This is a genomic window from Microvirga vignae (assembly GCF_001017175.1).
Lineage (GTDB): Bacteria > Pseudomonadota > Alphaproteobacteria > Rhizobiales > Beijerinckiaceae > Microvirga > Microvirga vignae.
Genome location: NZ_LCYG01000062.1, coordinates 1 through 18,112, shown reverse-complemented (window position 1 = coordinate 18,112; position 18,112 = coordinate 1). Strand labels below are relative to the sequence as shown.

Below are 18,112 nucleotides of genomic sequence, written 5' to 3'. Positions count from 1 at the left end.
ATACAAACCGTGGCGAAAAAGTGTCAATACAGGGACGGCTAAGCTGCTCTCCACCAGATCACGCCCATGATGACGATGATGGCGAGAAATTGAAGCAGCACACGCATTCTCATGAGGTGCTGCGACCGGTTGGCGCTGCCGCCACGAAGCATGTTGATGAGGCCGAGAAGCAGCACGAAGGCAACGGCCAGAACGGCAATCGGGACAAGGAGGTCGGCAAAGCTGGTCATCGGGATTCCACAGGCGGAGAAAGGGGCCGGCGATTCGGACCCTTTGGACGGGAAAGGAGCTTACTCGCGTGAAGCCGATCCTGTCTTAACCCTAAACCTAGTTCCTGCGAAGCAGGCGCTCGAAGTAGTCGAGCTCCTCCTGCGGCCGCATCGGGTCGCCGAGCTTGCGTCGAAGCTCTTCCAGGATGCGCTGAGCCCGCTGGGCAGGCGATTCATTGACGTTAGGGACGCCGTCCCGCGTATTGTCCACGTAGCCCCTGTTCCGGGTGGGACGGCCTAAAGGATCGTTGTTCTGCTGTCCGGCCTGATTCTGACCCTGCGGTTCGCCCTGACCGGGTTGATCGCCCGCCTGCTCGTTGCCCTGGCCTTGCTGCATTTGCTGCATCTGTTGAGCCATGCCCTGCATGCCGCGTCGAAGATTTTCGAGGGCGCGCCCTTGCGCATCGACGGCAGGTCCGTCCTGTCCTTGGCCGAGAGCTCCTTCAGCCTCGCGCATGGCTTCTTCAGCCTCGCCGAAGCCCTGCTCGCTCTGCATGCCCATGCCCTCCATGCGCCGCTGCAGTTCCTGAAGCCGCTCGCGCAGCGCCTGCTGCCTCTGCTGAAGGCCTTGCTGGTCCGGGGTGCCGTTTTCGCCCTGCTCCTGGCCTTCGCCCTGCTGCCCCCGTTGGCCTTGCTGGCGCTGTCCCTGCTGACGCTGGCCTTGTCGCTGTCCCTGGCGGGGAGCGTTGCGGTCGCCTTGCTGCATGCGCCGGTTCTGGCCCTCGCGGAACGTTTCGTCACGCAGGTTCTGCTGCTCGCGCGCCATGTCTTCGAGATCGCGCATGGCCTGGTTCATCTCCCGCGAGAGCGGGTCGGTCATGCGGCTGTTGGGCTGCGCCGTCTGGAGATTTTCGAGGATGTTGCGCAATTGCTCAAGGAGCCGCTGCGCCTCCGCCATGTCGCCGCGGCGCATGGCGTCCTCCATCTGCTGCAGCATGCGGTTGAGATCATCCTGCGTGATCATCCGATCGGGGGCGCGCTGGTTCTGGTTCTCGGTCTGCTGGTTCTGCTGCATCCGCTGGGCGAACTCGCGCAGGAACTTGTCCATGGCCTGACGCAATTCGTCCGTGAGGCGCCGGATCTCGTCGTCCGTCGCACCGCGCTCCATGGCCTCTTTCAGGCGTTCTTGGGCAGCACGCAGTTCCCGCTCCGCATCGGAGAGGTTCCCGTCCTCGATCTGCAGTGCCATGGACCAGAGCCAGTCGGCGACTTCAATCAGCGCCTCGTCGGTCTTCGCGACACGCAGACGCTCGGCGGCGGTGCGCAGACCCATGAACACGCCCCATTGCGGCGTGAATTCCTCAGGGGCGATCAGAAGGGCATCGAGGGCGATCTGCACACGCTTGCGGTCATCGGGAGCAAGCACGAGATTGCGTCGTTGCTCGACGAGGGCTTTCGCGAGCGGATTGGTGAAGGGACGCTGCGGCAGGGTGAGGGTGATGGCCTCGCTCGTCGCTTCCTGGCCCGCTTCGTCCTTGGCCTTGAGCCTGATGGTCACCGGCGCGCCGGCCCAGGGATGGTTCGTGAGATCGACCGGAGAGCGGGTGTCGGGCGCATTCTCCTCGTGACTCGGGAGGGTCAGCGTGAGCGAGGGGACCGGAACCAGGGAGCGGCCCTTGCTGCCGTCGGCCTTCTCCACCAAGCCTTCGAGGGAGGTAATGCCGTAATCGTCCCTGCCCTTGTAGACGAGGGTGAAGGTGCCGCGCACATTGATCTCGGGCGGGCCGGTGAAGGCGATCTCAGGCATGCGGTCGGGAATGGCTTCCAATTTAAGCGTCACGCTGTGGGCAAAGCCTGTGCTGACGGTCAGCTCGGTGCTGCCGTCGAGCGTATAGCGCTCCTCGCGCAGATCCGCGCGCTGGTTGCCCTTGGGGGGCAGAGGAGTAAGGCCCTTACCAGGCTTGATTTCCGCCGTGCCGTCGCCAGCGACGCGAATGACGACGGTGGAGCGGATCGGCGCGCGGAGGTCCTGGCCCTTGGCCAGATCGATCATGAGCGGGGGCGTGCGAGTGTAGAGCGGCGGATCGATCCAACCGTCGATGCGGAAGGCGGGCGCCGAGGCCGATGCTTCCCGCCAGTCGAAGGCCGCCTTGAGGCGCGAGCCGATCTCGGGTCCTGCCACGAAGGCGCTCGTCACGAGAGCAAGAATCCCCGCCGCCCGAAGCGCATAACGGTCGCGCCGGGGCATGTCCGGGCGGGGCGGGGCAACCCGCATCCGGCCGATAGCCTCTTCAGCCCGCTTGCGATGAAGGGACCAGAGGGCCCGCGTGCCGGGATCGGTTGAGCCGAGCGCCAGGGTATCGTCGAGCACGCGCGCGGGGCCGTGGCTCAGACCGGTGTCTCGGTCGAGACGGTCGAGAGCGCGCGTGCGGCTGGGCATGCGCAGGCGCAGCAGGGGCCACAGAGACAGGAGAAAAGCGGCGGTGAAGAGGCCCAGCCCCACCGAGCGCCAGAAAGGCGCAATATCGAGCCAGAGGCCGAACCAGGACAGCGTGAGGAAGAGAAGAACGATGGCGAGCGGCAGCCACAGCCGGGGCCAGGCATCCTCCCACCACAGCGACCAGCGCGCATGCGTGATCAGGCGCCCGAACCTCTTGCTCAGGTTACTCTGCGCAGGCGACGGGTTCGGGCCTTCGCTCATGCCAAAAGTCTCCGTAGCACGTCTGTGCTAACGCCCCCGTCGAGAAGCTAGCACGACATGCCCGGATGACCAGCCGTCAAATGGGCATAAAGCGCCGCAAGGGGATTTTCCCGCCTCACATCCTCGTCAGTGCCAAGACAACGGCGGAGCCTGATCCCCGGTTCGAAGCCAAGAGCCTTAAGCCAGCCAATCGGGAACCCGGTCGAGACCGATCAGATCCTCGTAGGACGGACGGGGCCGCACCACAGCACTCTCCGCGCCGCGCACCAGAACTTCCGGCACGAGCCGACGCGTGTTGTAGGTGGTAGCCTGCACAGCACCATAGGCGCCTGCGGTCATCACGGCGATGAGATCTCCCGGCTTCACCGCCGGCATGTCACGGGAAAGCGCGAGATAGTCGCCCGTCTCGCACACGGGGCCGACCACATCGGCGACGATGTGTGGCGTGTTGGGCGAAGGCTCCACCACGGGCTTGATGTTATGGAAGGCATCGTACAGCGTCGGACGAATGAGATCGTTCATCGCCGCGTCGACGATCACGAAGGTGCGATCCGCACCTTCCTTCACGTAGACGACCTGGGCGATCAGCACGCCCGCATTGCCCGCGATCAGACGGCCCATTTCGAAGACGAGCCTGAGGCCGAGATCCTTCGTGTGGCGCTTGATGATCTGCGCATAGGCTTGCGGGTCCGGCGGAGGCGCATTGTCCTCGCGATAGGGCACGCCGAGACCGCCGCCGAGATCGATGTGATGGAGCTTGTGCCCATCTGCCATCAGGTCGCGGGCGAGTTCGGCGAGAAGCGCGGTGGCGTTGTCGTAGGGCGTAAGATCCGTGATCTGGCTGCCGATATGCATGTCGACGCCGGTGATCTCGAGGCCCTTCAGCTTGGCGGCGCGGGCATAGACTTCGCGGGCGCGGGAGATCGGAATGCCGAACTTGTTCTCGGACTTGCCCGTCGAAATCTTCTTGTGCGTCTTGGCATCCACATCCGGGTTGATGCGGATCGAGATCGGCGCGCGCCGCCCCTGGGAGAGCGCGACCTCGGAGAGAGCTTCCAACTCAGGTTCGGATTCGACGTTGAAGCAGAGAATGCCGCTGTCGAGGGCAAAGGCCATCTCAGTCTTCGTCTTGCCGACGCCGGAGAACACCACGCGTTCGCCCGGTACGCCAGCGGCCAACGCGCGGCGCAACTCGCCTTCCGAGACGATGTCCATGCCGGCACCCAGGCGCGCCAGCGTCTTCAGCACCGCCTGATTGGAATTCGCCTTCATGGCGTAGCAGACGAGAGCGTCGGTGTCCGCGAAGGCTTCGGCAAAGACCCGGTAATGGCGCTCGAGAGTGGCGGTGGAATAGCAATAAAATGGGGTTCCGACCTCATCCGCGAGGCGGCGCAGGCTGACATCCTCCGCGTGGAGGACGCCATCGCGATAAGCAAAATGATGCATCGGGCCAGCCTTACAGCAGCGGGTCGAGGATAAAGGGCTCTTTGGGGATGGTATAGCCGCGATTGGGCCTTGAGCGGGGCGTGCCGACGGGGGACGGGAGGGTGGCCTGATCGGCGGCTCCCTGCGGCTGCGCCTGGGGAGCGGACCCATCCGGCGGCGGCTCGAGCGCGCCGCGACGGCCGCAAGCCGAGAGGCCGAGGACGATGAGGCCAGCAACCAGGGCCGCCCGGGAGAAAGAAACGCAGGTGGACATTCAAAGGCTCCGAAACGTGGCCGCACCATAACGGGAAGCGTTGGCCAACGCGAGAGGCAAGGTGAGGGGACGTAGTCCTGTCCCGTCCTTGTAGCGTTCCACGGCATCGTGATGGGAGATTCCCATGCCGGGGCTTGAGGCTTGGCCGAAAAAGGGCCAAATCGGGCCCATGTCGCATGCACCGGAAACCCCGAAAACCCGCAACCGCTTCTGGCTCGCCGGCCTTGCCGTCCTCGCTGTTTTAGGCGCAGGCGCTGCCTGGTACGGCGTCTCCCGGACCGGAACCGATCTTGCTCAGGCTGGCGAATGTCGCGCCTCCAAGGCTGTTTCGGAGCGTCTCAAGCCTCTGGCGAGGGGAGAGTTGGCTGCCGTCGGTGTCAGCAATGCACCGAAGCCGCCGCCGGTGATCGCTTTTGCAGGCACTGACGGGCAGCCGATGGGCCTTGCCGACTTCAAAGGCAAGACGATCCTCGTCAATCTTTGGGCGACCTGGTGCGTGCCCTGTCGCGAAGAAATGCCGGCTCTCGACAAGCTCCAGGCGGAGCTGGGCGGCGCCGATTTCCAGGTGGTCGCCATCAACGTGGATACGCGCAATCCCGACAAGCCGAAAGCTTGGCTGCAGGAGAACGGCATCAAGAACCTGGCTTACTATGCCGATCCGGCAGGCAAGCTGCTCCAGGTCCTGCAGAGGTCGGGCCATGTGGTCGGCCTGCCGACGACTCTTGTCGTCGATGCGACGGGTTGCGAGATCGCGCTCCTGAAAGGTCCGGCGGAATGGGCCTCGCCCGATGCGCTGGCCTTTATCCGCACGGCGCTGGGACGCTCTTAGCGCGTCATGCGGAAAAATGAGCCGGTTTTCCGCATGAAGCTCTAGCACCGGAAAGCGCCTTCGCCGTCAGGGAGACCAAACTCGCCGGAAAAAGCGGGCTTCGAAAGACGCCACGGCCGCTCCATGGCTTTCCGGGCTTCACCCTTCTGCAGCAAGCGTGGAGTGCCGTCGGCGAAAATTTCCTCGATCACGAGAAAGCCGAGACGTTGCAGCATCAGGCATGCCATCTTGGTGGCGACATCGTCCGCCCGCACAGCGATTGAACCGGCTGCATAGACCCGCTCCAGAAGGGTTTTGGGATGATGCGTCACCGCCGCGCGCGGCTTGAAGGCGACGACATTCGTCTCCGGCTCGAACATGAAATTGGCCCCCGTCTCAAGCCGCCGCATTCTGTTGTTATGGCCGCGGCCTTCGGAAAAGAACGAAGAGCCATTGTGCCGGAAACGTGGCTGTTGAAGGAATGCGACAAAACACGCTCCCGTTCGGGAGAGCGTGGCGATTGAGGCAACAAAAAAGCGGGGCTAGGCCCCGCCTTCATGTGTTGGTCCCATAAGGACCGATCAGGCGCTCTGCTGAACCTGGATGCCCTTGTCGGCGAAGAGCTGCTGCAGCTCGCCGGCCTGGAACATCTCACGGGTGATGTCGCAGCCGCCGATGAACTCGCCCTTCACATAGAGCTGGGGAATGGTCGGCCAGTTGGAATAGTCCTTGATGCCCTGGCGGATGGTCTCGTCCTCAAGCACGTTGATGCCCTTGTAGGGCACGCCCAGGTAGTTGAGGATCTGGACCACTTGGCTCGAGAACCCGCACATGGGGAATTGCGGCGTGCCCTTCATGAACAGCACGACGTCGTTGGACTTCACTTCGTTATCAATGATCTGGTTGGCGTCAGCCATGGACTTCTCCTGTCTCATAGCATTTTCCGCAAAAGTGGTCCCGGTTTTGCGAAGAAAATGCGAGTAAAAAACACCTTGGGCGGTCAAGGCGCCGGGTTCGTGTCTCAATTGTCGGGTGCCAGCGTCGTCAATGCAAGGGCATGGAGCGCACCACCCATGCGGCCCTGCAGCGCTGCATAGACCATCTGGTGTTGCTGGACCCGGGATTTTCCCTTGAAGGCCGACGACGTGACGGTGGCGGCATAATGGTCGCCATCACCCGCCAGATCCTTGATCTCGACGATCGCATCCGGCAGGGCAGCCTTGATCATGCTCTCGATATCGCGTGCATCCATTGCCATGGATCAAACTCCTTAAGCCTTGCCGGCCATGTAGTCGGGCAGCCAGGATTCGTGAGCAGTCTTCAGCTGCTTCACGGATATGGCCTGCTGACCCGGCAGAATCAACGAATCGCCGCCCGTCACGCCCAGCGTCACGGCGGGAATGCCGACAGCGCCGGCCTCGTAGAGAATGTCGGCGGCCGCATCCTCATCGATGGCGATGAGATAGCGCGCCTGATCCTCGCCGAAGAGGAAGGCGTGGAGCGGCATGCCTTCCGGCACCGCCGTGATCTCCGCGCCGACATTGCCTGCCATCGCCATCTCGGCGAGCGCGAGCGCAAGGCCGCCGTCGGAGCAATCGTGCACCGTCTTCACCTGACCGGAGCGGACGAGCTGGCGGATGAAGTCGCCGTTGCGCTTTTCCGCAGCGAGATCCACCGGCGGCGGAGCCCCTTCCTCACGGCCGCAGACGTCGCGGAGGTAGATCGACTGACCGAGCCAGCCCTGCGTGGCGCCGATCAGAATGATTGCCTCGCCCTCGTTCTTGAAGGCGATGGAGGCATTCACCGTCACGTCGTCGATGAGGCCAACGCCGCCGATGGCAGGGGTGGGGAGAATGCCCTGGCCGTTGGTCTCGTTATAGAGCGAGACGTTGCCGGACACGACGGGGAAGTCGAGAGCACGGCAGGCCTCGCCGATGCCCTTCAGGCAGCCCACGAACTGGCCCATGGATTCCGGCCGCTCGGGGCTTGCGAAGTTGAGGTTGTCGGTGAGCGCAAGCGGCAGGCCACCGACCGCCGTGATGTTGCGCCAGGCTTCCGCCACCGCCTGCTTGCCGCCCTCGAGGGGATCGGCCTCGCAATAGCGCGGGGTCACGTCGGTGGTGAGCGCAAGGCCCTTCGGCCCGTCCTCGATGCGCACGATGGCGGCATCGCCGCCTGGCGTCTGCACCGTGTTGCCGAGGATGAGGTGATCGTACTGCTCCCATACCCACCGCTTCGAGCACTGGTCCGGCGAGCCCACGAGCTTCAGAAGCGCTTCCGCTTCCGACATCGGAGCCTTCACGCTCGAAGGTTCGATCACGGGCTGCTTCGGGCTTTCCACCCACGGACGGTCATAGACCGGAGCCTCGTCGCCGAGCTCCTTGATCGGAAGATCAGCCTTCACCTCGCCCTGGTGCTTGATGACGAAGCGCAGCGTGTCGGTGGTCTTGCCGATCACCGCGAAATCGAGACCCCACTTGTGGAAGATGGTCTCTGCTTCTTTTTCCATGCCGGGCTTGAGCACCATGAGCATGCGCTCCTGACTCTCGGAGAGCATCATCTCATAGGCCGTCATGCCTTCTTCGCGGCAGGGCACCTTGTCGAGATCGAGCTCGACGCCGAGATTGCCCTTCGCGCCCATCTCGACCGCGGAGCTGGTGAGACCGGCCGCGCCCATGTCCTGAATCGCGATCACCGCACCGGACTTCATGAGCTCAAGGCAGGCTTCGAGCAGCAGCTTCTCGGCGAAGGGATCGCCCACCTGCACGGTGGGGCGCTTCTCCTCCGACGCATCGTCGAATTCGGCGGACGCCATCGTCGCGCCGTGGATGCCGTCGCGGCCGGTCTTGGAGCCGAGATAGACGATCGGATTTCCGACCCCGGTGGCCTTTGCGTAGAAGATCTCGTCCGTGCGCGCGAGGCCGACCGCCATCGCGTTGACGAGGATGTTGCCGTTGTAGCGCTTGTCAAAGCCGACGCTGCCGCCGACGGTGGGAACGCCGAACGAATTGCCGTAGCCGCCGATGCCCGCAACAACACCGGACACGAGGTGCGGCGTCTTCGGATGATCAGGCTCGCCGAAACGCAGGAAGTTGAGGGATGCAATCGGCCGCGCACCCATGGTGAACACGTCGCGAAGAATGCCGCCGACGCCCGTCGCCGCGCCCTGATAGGGCTCGATGAAGGACGGATGGTTGTGGCTTTCCATCTTGAAGATGCAGGCCAGCCCATCGCCGATATCGATCACGCCTGCATTCTCGCCCGGGCCCTGGATGACCCACGATGCCTTCGTCGGCAGGCCGCGCAGATGGATGCGCGAGGATTTGTACGAGCAGTGCTCGTTCCACATGGCGGAGACGATGCCGAGCTCGGTGAGCGTCGGCTCGCGGCCGATCAGCTTCACGAAGCGGTCGTATTCGTCAGGCTTCAGCCCGTGCTCCTTGACCAGCTCCGGGGTGATGGCGACGTCGTTGCGGATCATCAGTGTCTCGTCTCTTGAAGAAATCAGGCAGCGCGGGGGAAAGACGACACGAGGCTCTCGAACAGGCCACGCCCATCGGTGCCCCCCACGAGATCTTCGATCAGGTTTTCCGGATGAGGCATCATGCCGAGCACGTTGAGGTTGTCGGAATAGATGCCGGCAATCGAGTTCATCGAGCCGTTGCGATTGGCATCGGCGGTCACATGGCCGTGGGCATCGCAGTAACGGAAGGCGACGAGGCCTTCGCCTTCGAGCCGCTTCAGCGTCTCCACGTCCGCCGTGTAATTGCCCTCGCCATGCGCGACGCAGACATCGATGGCCTGATCCTGCACGTAAGCCTTGGTGAAGGCGGTGTCGTTGCGCTCGACCTTCAAGAACTGGCGATGGCAGATGAATTTGAGGTTCGCGTTGCGCATCAGGATGCCAGGCAGAAGCCCCGACTCGCAGAGGATCTGGAAGCCGTTGCAGATGCCGAGCACCAAGCCGCCGCGCGCCGCATGGGCGCGAACTGCATCCATGACCGCTGCGCGGCCCGCGATGGCGCCGCAGCGCAGATAGTCGCCATAAGAAAAGCCGCCCGGCAGGACCACGAGATCGGTGCCCTTGGGCAGCTCGTGTTCGGCATGCCAGACCTTCTGGACGTCGGAGCCGGCCTGCTTGAGGGCCCGCACCACATCGCCTTCGCGATTGGAGCCGGGGAAGACGATGACAGCGGATCTCATCTTTTCATCCTTCTATCGTCATGGCCGGTCTCGTCCCGGCCATTTACGCCTTGAGGCGCGGGAAAACGTGGAAGTCACGCCTTTGGCGCGCCCTTCCGGTCCGGAACAAGTCCGGGCATGACGGTCAGATCAGTTCGACGCGGTAGTTTTCGATGACGGTGTTCGCGAGCAGCTTCTCGCAGGCCGCCTTCAGCGAGGTTTCGGCCTGGACCTTGTCGGCGGTTTCCAGCTCGATGTCGAAGACCTTGCCCTGGCGCACACCGGCGATGCCGTCCACGCCGAGGGACTTCAAGGCCCCTTCGATGGCCTTGCCTTGGGGGTCGAGAACGCCGTTCTTGAGGGTGACGGTGACGCGAGCTTTCATGGGAGGCCTCAGGCTGTTGAGATGTGCCCCACGCCATAAAGCCATTGGCCGCAAGAAACAACGGGTTAGGAGCCCAATTCACGGGCAGCGACTTCACGGACAGTCTGTTGCACCACCTTGGAGGAGAGGCCGATCACCAGGACGACCTCCAGATCCCTGCCGGAGCGGCGGCCCAGGGCAGCGCCGAAGGCGGGGGGCTTTTTGCCGTCCACGGGGGCCAGGCTGATCGTGAAGCCGGGATAGGGAGCATTCTCCAGGCGCTCCACGGAAACCTCCGTCTGCACTGGTTTCTCCCGGTCGGCAGGGGAACGGAGGGCGCGCGCGAGGCGCTCCGGGTCCTTGAGGATTGCCTCCGTCACTTGCGCGTCCTTTCCCTTCAGGCGGATGACGCTGACGGCCAGCCCCGGGCTGCATTGGGGCGGAGCGCAGAAGGAGAGCGCGATGGGCTCCGCCCGGTCCTCGGCGAGCCACTTGCGTAAAGGGAGGGCATCCCAGGAGGTGTCGGACGGCAGGCCTGCGACAGTGCGGGGAATGTAGTCGCAGCCTACGAGGCCGATGCCGAGGCCTAACCCCAACAACAATGCCCGGCACGGAGCCGGGCATTGGATCATCTTCTTTATAAGAGCCAGGGCGCTCACTGCACGAGGCGCGGGCCGCCGGTGATGATGCTCTCGTTCTCGGCCAGGATGCCGAGGCGGCGAGCGACCTCCGTGTAGGCCTCCACCAGCCCGCCCATGTCGCGGCGGAAGCGGTCCTTGTCGAGCTTGTCCTTGGACTTGATGTCCCAGAGACGGCAGGAATCGGGGGAGATCTCGTCGGCAACGACGATGCGCATCAGCTCGCCCTCCCAGAGGCGGCCCGTCTCCAGCTTGAAGTCGACAAGGCGGATGCCGACGCCGAGGAAGAGGCCGGACAGGAAGTCGTTGACGCGGATGGCGAGCGCCATGATGTCGTCGATTTCCTGGGGCGAGGCCCAGCCGAAGGCGGTGATGTGCTCTTCCGAGACCATCGGATCGCCCAGCTCATCGTTCTTGTAATAGAATTCGATGATCGAGCGGGGGAGCTGCGTACCCTCCTCGAGACCGAGCCTCTTGGCGAGCGAGCCTGCCGCCACGTTCCGCACGACGACCTCAAGAGGAATGATCTCCACCTCGCGAATCAGCTGCTCGCGCATGTTCAGGCGGCGGATGAAGTGGGTGGGGACGCCGATCTCGTTCAGATGCTGGAAGAGGAATTCCGAGATCCGGTTGTTCAGCACGCCCTTGCCGTCGATCACTTCATGTTTCTTGGCGTTGAAGGCGGTCGCATCATCCTTGAAGTGCTGGATGAGCGTTCCGGGTTCGGGGCCCTCATAGAGGACCTTCGCCTTGCCCTCATAGACGCGACGGCGACGATTCATAGGCGTGTACCGTGGTTTGAGAAAATCCATTGTGCCGTGGGCTCTCCTGGCTAGACATGGTGCAGATCCGCGGCTGGCGTAGGCGCGGCTTTAGACCAGCGCTCCGCTTGAGGGCAACCTATCCGATCAAGGGGACGAGCACAACGCGCAGAGGAGGGATCAGGGCCTGGAGCCCTTTTTGAACACCTTCCTTTAGATATGGATGGCATGCCTTTAGATGTGGATGACATGGCGGCGGCGCGAGTGCGCCCATATATCGCATGAAGGGGGCAGCCACGGGAGGATCCTTCATGACCCTTTTCAACGAGCGCGAAAACGCTTTCGAGAAGCAGTTCATCCATAACGAGGAGCTTCGCTTCAAGGCCGCGGCCCGCCGCAACAAGCTCTTGGGCCTCTGGGTCGCCGAACGGCTGGGCAAGACCGGACCTGAGGCTGAGGCCTATGCCAGAACCGTCGTCCAGGCCGATTTCCAGGAGCCGGGGGATGCCGACGTGCTGCGGAAGATCCGGCAGGATCTCGAAAGTGCCGGCAAAGCCATAGACGAAGCCGAGCTTAGAGCTAAGGTGCAGCAGCTGACGGACCGTGCCATTGCGGAGATCAAGGCGGGGTCATAAGCCCCGCCTGCCGTTCAAGCTACGCTTCGGCCGAACAGAAACGCCATTGCAAGAAAAGAGCATCATGCTGACAAATCCATCCTTTCCCGACCTCCTCAAAGGGGGCACGCCCCTGCTCACCGCCTGGTGCGGCATTCCGGAGCCCTCCATTCCGGGGCTTCTCGCGCGGGAGGAGTTCGATGCGGTGGTGATGGACATGCAGCACGGCACCATCGACTTTGCCGCCGCTCTCCGGGCCGTGCCGCTGATCGCAGCGGTCGGAAAGCCGGCACTCGTACGGGTTCCGGTGGGCGAGTTCGCCTCTGCCTCGCGCTTCCTGGACGCCGGGGTCTCGGGGGTGATCGCGCCTATGATCAACACCATAGAGGATGCTCGGCGCTTCGCCTCCTTCATGAAGTTCCCGCCCGTGGGCGCGCGGAGCTGGGGCGCCTATGGGGCGATCTCCCTCTCAGGGCTGGAGCCGGCGGAGTACCTGCGCCAGGCCAATGATCTCACCGTCTCCTTCGCCATGGTGGAGACTCGGGAGGCGCTCGCCATTCTCGACGACATCTTGGAGGTCCCCGGTATTGACGGCGTCTTCGTCGGCCCGGCGGACCTCTCTATCGCGCTGTCGGGCGGCAAGGGCGTGGACCCGGCCAGTGCCGAGGTCGACAAGGCCCTGGACCACGTGCTCGCCCGGGTGAAGGCGGCCGACAAAATCGCCGGCATCTATGCATCTTCGGGCGCACGCGCCGGGGAACTCGCCCGTAAAGGCTTCAACATGGTCTCCATCGGCAGCGACAGCAGCATGCTGCGGGCCGGCGCCCAGGCCTCGCTGGCCGCGGCCCAGCAGGGCTAGAGCATCAATCCCAAAAGTGGACTTGCACTTTTGGGGCTCGTCCGATGCTCCCTTCTTAACTGGCGCATCGTTTGGGGCGGAAAACCGGGTCCGCTTTTCGCTGACGCGGCCCTTCGGGTCCGCACGATGCGCTAGCGCATTACGTGACGGGGCTGCCCTCTCGCGCCTTGGCCACGCGGTAATAGGCCCAAAGCACCTTGGCGGCCACACCCCGCCAAGGCCGCCAGCGCTCCGCAAGATCTGCCAACGCCCTCGCATCAGGCCGCACGTCCAATCCATACGCGATCCGGGCAGCCTCCTGAACGGCGAGATCCCCACCCGGAAAGGCGTCGGGATGGCCGAGGCAGAAGAGCAGGTAGATGTCCGCCGTCCAGGGGCCGATGCCTTTCACCTGAGTGAGGATGTTATGAGCCTCATCAGCAGGAAGCTCATGCAGCCGATCAAGTGGCAGTGATCCCTCCACGATTGCGGTGGCGGTTGCACGGATCGTTCTGACCTTCATGGCCGAGAGGCCTGCCGTACGCAGCTCTTCGTCCGAAAGGCTCAAGAAACTTTCCGGGCTCGGTGGATCGAGGATCATTCTCAGCCGGCCCCAGATCGCCGCGGCGCTCGCCGTCGAGACCTGCTGTCCGACGATGATCCAGGCCAGGCCCTCGAAACCCGGCGGGCGCTTGCGCAGCTTCGGGGTGACGCCATCGGCGACAAGTCCTGCCATGACGGGGTCGGCCTCGGCGAGCGCCTTCAGTCCCCTCTTGAGAACCGCTTCCGTTTCGAGGAGGGTGGCCACCAATTCTGTTCCTTGCTTCTTGAAGGCCGTCCGTGACGAAGCCCGTATTCCGATTTGCCCCTAGCCCCAACGGACGGCTTCATCTCGGCCATGCCTATTCGGCCCTGCTCAACGATGCGCTCGCCCGCCGGTTCGATGGCCGCTTCCTGCTGCGCATTGAGGATATCGATATCGCACGCTGCCGTCCGGAATACGAGAGGGCGATTTACGAGGATCTCGTCTGGCTCGGTCTGGAGTGGGAAAAGCCGGTCCGCCGCCAGGCGGAGCATTTTACGGATTACCGGACCGCCTTCCAGACGTTGAAGGGGAGGGGGCTCGTCTATCCGTGCTTCTGTTCCCGCAAGCACATTGCGGATAAGGTTGAGGCAGTCGAGGCGCAGAGGGGCAAGGCTTGGCCGCGTGATCCTGACGGCGCTCCCCTTTATCCGGGCACCTGCAAGGGGCTTTCTCCTGAGGACGTCGCGGGAAGGATCAGCGCTGGCGAGCCGCATACGTTGCGTATTGACAGCGAGGCCGTACGTAAACTTTTTCCCGGTCCTTACCCCTTCACGCGTTTTTCTCTCGATGGCGACGAAGAGATTGTCGAAGTCGATCCCTGGCGCTGGGGCGATGCCGTGATCGTGCGCAAGGAGGTGCCGACGAGCTATCATCTCTCCGTTGTCGTGGACGATGCGCTGCAGGGCGTCACTCATGTGGTGCGCGGGCAGGACCTCGAGGCCGCAACCGATCTGCACGTGCTCCTGCAGAAACTGCTCGGCTTGAGTACGCCGCTCTACCACCATCACGGGCTGATCCTCGATCCGGGCGGGGACAAGCTCGCAAAGAGTAGAAGGTCGGAAGCCTTGTTCGAATTGCGGGCGCGAGGTGTGTCGGCTGCCGAGATCAGGCAAAAGCTCGGCTTTGCGCCTCAGCCCACACCGAGCACGTAGAGCCATAGGAGCGTGGTGCCCAGCGCCAGCACGGTGGAGAGCGTGACGGCACTGGATGCCAGAGCCACGCCTTCGCCATAGCGTTCGGCGAACAGATAAGCATTGATGCCTGAAGGACATGAGGCGAAGAGCACGGCCACACCTGCCCAGACAGGCGGCATCTCGAAGACCTGCGTGGCCAGCATCAACACCACGAGCGGGTGTACCACGAGCTTGAGAACGGAAATAGCGGTCGGCAGCTTCCATCCCATCTTCAATCCGTAACGGCGAAGCGCGATGCCCATGGAGATCAGCGCGCAAGGAACGGCCGCGCTCGCAAGCAGGTCCATGATCTGCCAGATCGGTGCAGGGACGACGGGAGCAATGGGGCGGAAGGCCGAACCAGCCAGAATGCCGATGACGATGGGATGCGTTGCAAGACGGCGCAGGATGATGAGAGGGGAGGCCTGCCTCCCTTCCGCCAGCACCGTCGCCAGGGTCATGGTCACGGGCAGATGCACCGCGATCAGCATGAATAACGGAACCGCGCCCTCGTCCCCATAAGCCTTGAGGATCATAGGCACGCCGACAAAGATGGTATTGGCCTGGCCCGCCGAGAAACCGGCCACCACGCCGGACACGCCTTTGATACCGAAGAGGCGTTTGCCGATGAAGGTCGCCAGGACCCACACCACGGCCACGCCTGCGAAGTAGGAGATCCAATACCCCCAGGGCTGCACCGCGGGAATCTCGGCCTTCACGAGAGTGCGGAAGATCAGGCATGGCACGGAGAGGGTGAAGACGAATTCGGAGAGACCCTCGCCCATGCGCTCGGACACGAAGCCCGTCTGGCGCGCGATATAGCCGATCCCGATCAAGCCGAAGACCGGGAAGACGATCATAACTGAGTCAAGCATGAGGTTCAGCGTAGGTCTGCGCGCTGGGAGAGGCTCGCCGATGCGCCCGCATGGGCCATGAGCTCGTCCACCTGCTCGCGTTGGCGCTTGAAATCGGCAAGGCTGCGGCCATCGAGCTCACGCCCTTGAGGCAGGCGGATCTTCAGCGGATCGACGAAGCTGCCGTTGATAATGACTTCGTAATGGAGGTGCGGTCCCGTGGAGAGGCCTGAGTTACCCAGGTACCCGATGACCTGACCCTGCCGCACCTTTCTGCCGGGTGCGATTTCCTTGGCAAAGCCCGACATGTGGGAATAGGCGGTCACGTAGCCGTTGGTGTGCTGCAGCTCCACGCGGCGGCCATAGCCTGAATCCCACTCGGCCTTGATGACCGTGCCATTGCCGGCGGCGAGAATGGGCGTGCCGATCCTGTTGGCCCAGTCGACACCCGTATGCGGGCGCGAATAGCCGAGGATCGGATGGAAGCGCGAGCCGAAGCCCGAACGCAGGATGCCATCGGAGATGGGTTTGCGGATCAGGAACTTCTTGAGGGAGCGTCCGGTCGTGTCGAAGTAATCGATGGTGCCGTCATCGCCTTGGTAGCGATAGACGCTGCGCGGTTCCCCGCCCACTGTCAGCGAGGCATAGAGAACTTCCGGCGACCCGCCATCGTCATCCGTACCGAAGAAGACCTCGAAGGTGTCCCCCTGTGAGACGCGGCGCTGGAAATCGATGTCGTAACCGAAGATGCGCACGAGCTCGTCCACGGTTTGGCGCGGAAGGTCGTTCTTGAGGGCGGTCTCGTAGAGGCTCTCGTAGAGGCGGATGCCGCCGCGTTCCTCTTCCTCGCCTACATCGTCCTCCTCGGGGGCCTCGTTGCTCTTGCTGTCGGAGGGATCCACCGGAGGCGTCACGGATACGAAGATGCCGCGGTCATTCGTGGCGGCAATTCCTTCGATCCCTTTTTCGCCAAAGGCGATGACGCGCACGATCTGCCTCGGGTCGCCCAGGCGCGGACCGGGCGCGATGAGAATGCGAAGGCGCTGTCCTTCCGCCATCGCCGCAACCTGCATCCGTGCCGACAGAGCCGTGGTGATCGCCGCGATCTGCTGCGGGGTCGCTCCGTAGCTGCGCAGGACCGTCTCCAGCGTCTCGCCCTTCCGGAGAACCACATCGCGCTCCTCGATCAGGGGCGCGATGGCCTTCTGTTCGATCTTGGGCAACTCGGTGACGTTCTCCGGCATGACCCGGACTTCGATCGTGCTGAAGGCGGTATCGACGACGCGGGCATAGCCCAAAGCATCGCCGAGCCCATCGGGCTGGCGCAAGGTACGCGACAGCATCTGCTGAGCCGGGATCGGAACGGAGGTGCGGCGCCCCGTTTCGCCCGCAACGCGGCGCTCCTCTTCCAGAATGGCCATGACATCGTTGTCGGTCAGAGACGGCGCGCTGGCCTCAATGGCTATGGCAGCCAGGTCCCGCCGGACCACGGAGACATCCGCGTCCGAGATTTCAGGCACCTGGTCAATCTTTTCCTGCACATCCTCAGCAAAGAGGCGAAGAGGATTGAAAGGAGGAATGTCGGAGGCGTAGGTGCCGGCCGTCAGGGAGAGATTGGTGGCAACCCGGACGAACTGCCGAACCTTGATGGCCTCGCGATCACCATTGCGGATCGTCATGGGAGCCTTGAAGCTCTGCTTCGCGGACGCCGTCAGCTCCGTCATGTTCAGCTTGTCGCCCTTGCGGGCAACATTTGAGGCGCGCTCTTCTCCCGTATCGGACTGAGGCCGAGCATTCAGGGCCGCACGCTCGGGAGGCTGAGCGGATGTGGTCGCGGCCTCGATCGCAACATGGATCGAAGCGCCAATCAGAACTGCGCCGGTGATACCCGTCAGGATACTGGCGCCGAGCCAGCGCAGGTTGATGTCCCACTTGTCCAGTTCTGGAGCCGTCGCACCGTTGGAGCTCAAAGCGGGCTCATGGCCGAGTTCAATCCCGGACGACAGGCGCAAGACTTCCCGTCGGGAAGCCCTCGGCAGGCTGTCATCTGGAGGAACATGGCTCATGACAATCTTTATCGCGGTCGACTGGTTATCTTACTGCATAGGTGCCGAAGGCGCTCTAGCACAACAGAGGTCGCCGGCACAGGCTTAACAGGAGAAGCCTGCGCGGGACTGTCTCTCTGAAATGAGGCACCGTCGGGAGCGCTGCTTCGATCCTCACTGTGTCCGCAGTGAGGCAAGGCCTACGAAATCATGTGCAGTAGTCCTGGTAAAGGCCGAGCTTGAGCGTTTTCCGGAGGCCGTCAAAAAACTTTCATAAGCGTGTTGACAGCCGAAAGAGCACGGGCTTATAACCCGCCCATCGACGCGGCCGCTGATTGCGGACGGCGTCAAGACCCCTTCGGAATGCAGGCTGTTTGGTCTGACGCAAGTCAGGGCAAAAGCAGGTTCCCCGGAGGCCTCATCTTCGGGTGAGGTTTGGCTCGGTTCTCGGGTTTCTCGAAAACGGGGTTGACAAAGAAGACGAATGATCCTAAATCAGGTTCATCGCGACGCTGCCAGGGAATGGCGGCTCCGATGTTTCCCTGACAGGCTGGCGGCTCAAGCCGGGTAAAACCGGACTGAGGCGCTGTTGTCTTCGGAAACTGCATCTTGTGATGCTGCTCTTTGACAAGTGAAGAAAG

Annotated in this window: 20 protein-coding genes; 4 read left to right on the top strand and 16 right to left on the bottom strand. The window is 63.2% G+C overall.

Features of this window, described 5'->3' with window-relative positions:
• Positions 1 to 38 precede the first annotated feature (38 nt).
• From AA309_RS22490 to lptM, 4 genes are all read right to left on the bottom strand, one after another.
• Entirely contained in the window at positions 39 to 230 is a 192-nt protein-coding gene (locus AA309_RS22490) for a twin transmembrane helix small protein (protein WP_047191270.1), read from the bottom strand.
• 97 nt (positions 231 to 327) lie between these two features.
• Entirely contained in the window at positions 328 to 2,910 is a 2,583-nt protein-coding gene (locus tag AA309_RS22485; protein WP_047191269.1) for a TIGR02302 family protein, read from the bottom strand.
• Between the two features lie 177 nt (positions 2,911 to 3,087).
• Positions 3,088 to 4,356 carry a diaminopimelate decarboxylase gene (gene lysA, locus AA309_RS22480; RefSeq protein ID WP_047191268.1) on the bottom strand — a complete coding sequence of 423 codons (1,269 nt, stop codon included), beginning with the start codon at positions 4,354 to 4,356 and terminating at the stop codon, positions 3,088 to 3,090.
• 10 nt (positions 4,357 to 4,366) lie between these two features.
• Positions 4,367 to 4,609, bottom strand: a complete 243-nt coding sequence (gene lptM, locus AA309_RS22475; protein WP_047191267.1) for an LPS translocon maturation chaperone LptM — start codon at positions 4,607 to 4,609, stop codon at positions 4,367 to 4,369.
• 124 nt (positions 4,610 to 4,733) lie between these two features.
• Here lptM and tlpA point away from each other — a divergent pair, with 124 nt between their 5' ends.
• Positions 4,734 to 5,438, top strand: a complete 705-nt coding sequence (gene tlpA, locus AA309_RS22470) for a thiol:disulfide interchange protein TlpA (protein WP_425286899.1) — start codon at positions 4,734 to 4,736, stop codon at positions 5,436 to 5,438.
• Positions 5,439 to 5,479: 41 nt separating this feature from the next.
• On the opposite strand, the gene AA309_RS22465 is transcribed toward tlpA, so the two are convergent.
• The 8 genes from AA309_RS22465 to purC all read right to left on the bottom strand — a co-directional run bounded on the left by AA309_RS22465 (position 5,480) and on the right by purC (position 11,413).
• Positions 5,480 to 5,797, bottom strand: coding sequence for a hypothetical protein (locus AA309_RS22465; protein ID WP_052954930.1), 318 nt, complete (start codon positions 5,795 to 5,797; stop codon positions 5,480 to 5,482).
• A 201-nt stretch (positions 5,798 to 5,998) separates the two neighbouring features.
• Complete coding sequence (grxD, locus tag AA309_RS22460) at positions 5,999 to 6,334, bottom strand: Grx4 family monothiol glutaredoxin (protein ID WP_047191266.1); 336 nt, start codon at positions 6,332 to 6,334, stop codon at positions 5,999 to 6,001.
• Positions 6,335 to 6,438: 104 nt separating this feature from the next.
• A complete protein-coding gene (locus tag AA309_RS22455; RefSeq protein ID WP_047191265.1) occupies positions 6,439 to 6,675 on the bottom strand; it encodes a BolA family protein in 237 nt (78 codons plus the stop codon).
• A 12-nt stretch (positions 6,676 to 6,687) separates the two neighbouring features.
• Positions 6,688 to 8,898, bottom strand: coding sequence for a phosphoribosylformylglycinamidine synthase subunit PurL (gene purL / locus AA309_RS22450; RefSeq protein ID WP_047191264.1), 2,211 nt, complete (start codon positions 8,896 to 8,898; stop codon positions 6,688 to 6,690).
• A 23-nt stretch (positions 8,899 to 8,921) separates the two neighbouring features.
• The gene (purQ, locus tag AA309_RS22445) at positions 8,922 to 9,620 is read right to left on the bottom strand and encodes a phosphoribosylformylglycinamidine synthase subunit PurQ (RefSeq protein WP_047191263.1); all 699 of its coding nucleotides are present in this window, start codon (positions 9,618 to 9,620) and stop codon (positions 8,922 to 8,924) included.
• 124 nt (positions 9,621 to 9,744) lie between these two features.
• Positions 9,745 to 9,984 carry a phosphoribosylformylglycinamidine synthase subunit PurS gene (gene purS, locus AA309_RS22440; RefSeq protein WP_047191262.1) on the bottom strand — a complete coding sequence of 80 codons (240 nt, stop codon included), beginning with the start codon at positions 9,982 to 9,984 and terminating at the stop codon, positions 9,745 to 9,747.
• Between the two features lie 65 nt (positions 9,985 to 10,049).
• Complete coding sequence (locus AA309_RS22435; protein WP_150117690.1) at positions 10,050 to 10,562, bottom strand: hypothetical protein; 513 nt, start codon at positions 10,560 to 10,562, stop codon at positions 10,050 to 10,052.
• 56 nt (positions 10,563 to 10,618) lie between these two features.
• Positions 10,619 to 11,413, bottom strand: coding sequence for a phosphoribosylaminoimidazolesuccinocarboxamide synthase (gene purC, locus AA309_RS22430; protein ID WP_047191260.1), 795 nt, complete (start codon positions 11,411 to 11,413; stop codon positions 10,619 to 10,621).
• Positions 11,414 to 11,673: 260 nt separating this feature from the next.
• Between purC and AA309_RS22425 the strand changes: the two genes are divergently transcribed.
• Both AA309_RS22425 and AA309_RS22420 read left to right on the top strand, forming a co-directional pair.
• Entirely contained in the window at positions 11,674 to 11,997 is a 324-nt protein-coding gene (locus AA309_RS22425; protein ID WP_047191334.1) for a DUF1476 domain-containing protein, read from the top strand.
• Positions 11,998 to 12,061: 64 nt separating this feature from the next.
• Entirely contained in the window at positions 12,062 to 12,835 is a 774-nt protein-coding gene (locus AA309_RS22420; protein WP_047191259.1) for an HpcH/HpaI aldolase family protein, read from the top strand.
• Between the two features lie 139 nt (positions 12,836 to 12,974).
• Here the strand turns inward: AA309_RS22420 and AA309_RS22415 are convergent, their stop codons facing one another.
• Positions 12,975 to 13,622, bottom strand: coding sequence for a DNA-3-methyladenine glycosylase family protein (locus AA309_RS22415; RefSeq protein ID WP_047191333.1), 648 nt, complete (start codon positions 13,620 to 13,622; stop codon positions 12,975 to 12,977).
• Positions 13,623 to 13,654: 32 nt separating this feature from the next.
• Here AA309_RS22415 and gluQRS point away from each other — a divergent pair, with 32 nt between their 5' ends.
• Complete coding sequence (gene gluQRS / locus AA309_RS22410; protein WP_047191258.1) at positions 13,655 to 14,551, top strand: tRNA glutamyl-Q(34) synthetase GluQRS; 897 nt, start codon at positions 13,655 to 13,657, stop codon at positions 14,549 to 14,551.
• On the opposite strand, the gene AA309_RS22405 is transcribed toward gluQRS, so the two are convergent.
• The 3 genes from AA309_RS22405 to AA309_RS36130 all read right to left on the bottom strand — a co-directional run.
• Positions 14,530 to 15,447 (bottom strand): AEC family transporter, encoded by a 918-nt coding sequence (locus tag AA309_RS22405; RefSeq protein ID WP_047191257.1) that lies wholly within the window; start codon positions 15,445 to 15,447, stop codon positions 14,530 to 14,532. The genes gluQRS and AA309_RS22405 overlap by 22 nt on opposite strands.
• Positions 15,448 to 15,452: 5 nt before the next feature.
• Positions 15,453 to 17,492, bottom strand: coding sequence for a M23 family metallopeptidase (locus AA309_RS22400; protein WP_084731520.1), 2,040 nt, complete (start codon positions 17,490 to 17,492; stop codon positions 15,453 to 15,455).
• Between the two features lie 368 nt (positions 17,493 to 17,860).
• The coding region (locus AA309_RS36130; protein WP_047191256.1) for a hypothetical protein at positions 17,861 to 18,112 on the bottom strand (252 nt) is incomplete at its 5' end.

Excerpts from the sequence above, each read along its gene's own strand:
- AA309_RS22490 (WP_047191270.1), bottom strand. The coding sequence starts at position 230 with ATGACCAGCTTTGCCGACCTCCTTGTCCCGATTGCCGTTCTGGCCGTT.
- AA309_RS22485 (WP_047191269.1), bottom strand. The coding sequence starts at position 2,910 with ATGAGCGAAGGCCCGAACCCGTCGCCTGCGCAGAGTAACCTGAGCAAG.
- lysA (WP_047191268.1), bottom strand. The coding sequence starts at position 4,356 with ATGCATCATTTTGCTTATCGCGATGGCGTCCTCCACGCGGAGGATGTC.
- lptM (WP_047191267.1), bottom strand. The coding sequence starts at position 4,609 with ATGTCCACCTGCGTTTCTTTCTCCCGGGCGGCCCTGGTTGCTGGCCTC.
- tlpA (WP_425286899.1), top strand. The coding sequence starts at position 4,734 with ATGCCGGGGCTTGAGGCTTGGCCGAAAAAGGGCCAAATCGGGCCCATG.
- AA309_RS22465 (WP_052954930.1), bottom strand. The coding sequence starts at position 5,797 with ATGTTCGAGCCGGAGACGAATGTCGTCGCCTTCAAGCCGCGCGCGGCG.
- grxD (WP_047191266.1), bottom strand. The coding sequence starts at position 6,334 with ATGGCTGACGCCAACCAGATCATTGATAACGAAGTGAAGTCCAACGAC.
- AA309_RS22455 (WP_047191265.1), bottom strand. The coding sequence starts at position 6,675 with ATGGCAATGGATGCACGCGATATCGAGAGCATGATCAAGGCTGCCCTG.
- purL (WP_047191264.1), bottom strand. The coding sequence starts at position 8,898 with ATGATCCGCAACGACGTCGCCATCACCCCGGAGCTGGTCAAGGAGCAC.
- purQ (WP_047191263.1), bottom strand. The coding sequence starts at position 9,620 with ATGAGATCCGCTGTCATCGTCTTCCCCGGCTCCAATCGCGAAGGCGAT.
- purS (WP_047191262.1), bottom strand. The coding sequence starts at position 9,984 with ATGAAAGCTCGCGTCACCGTCACCCTCAAGAACGGCGTTCTCGACCCC.
- purC (WP_047191260.1), bottom strand. The coding sequence starts at position 11,413 with ATGGATTTTCTCAAACCACGGTACACGCCTATGAATCGTCGCCGTCGC.
- AA309_RS22425 (WP_047191334.1), top strand. The coding sequence starts at position 11,674 with ATGACCCTTTTCAACGAGCGCGAAAACGCTTTCGAGAAGCAGTTCATC.
- AA309_RS22420 (WP_047191259.1), top strand. The coding sequence starts at position 12,062 with ATGCTGACAAATCCATCCTTTCCCGACCTCCTCAAAGGGGGCACGCCC.
- AA309_RS22405 (WP_047191257.1), bottom strand. The coding sequence starts at position 15,447 with ATGCTTGACTCAGTTATGATCGTCTTCCCGGTCTTCGGCTTGATCGGG.
- AA309_RS22400 (WP_084731520.1), bottom strand. The coding sequence starts at position 17,492 with ATGAGCCATGTTCCTCCAGATGACAGCCTGCCGAGGGCTTCCCGACGG.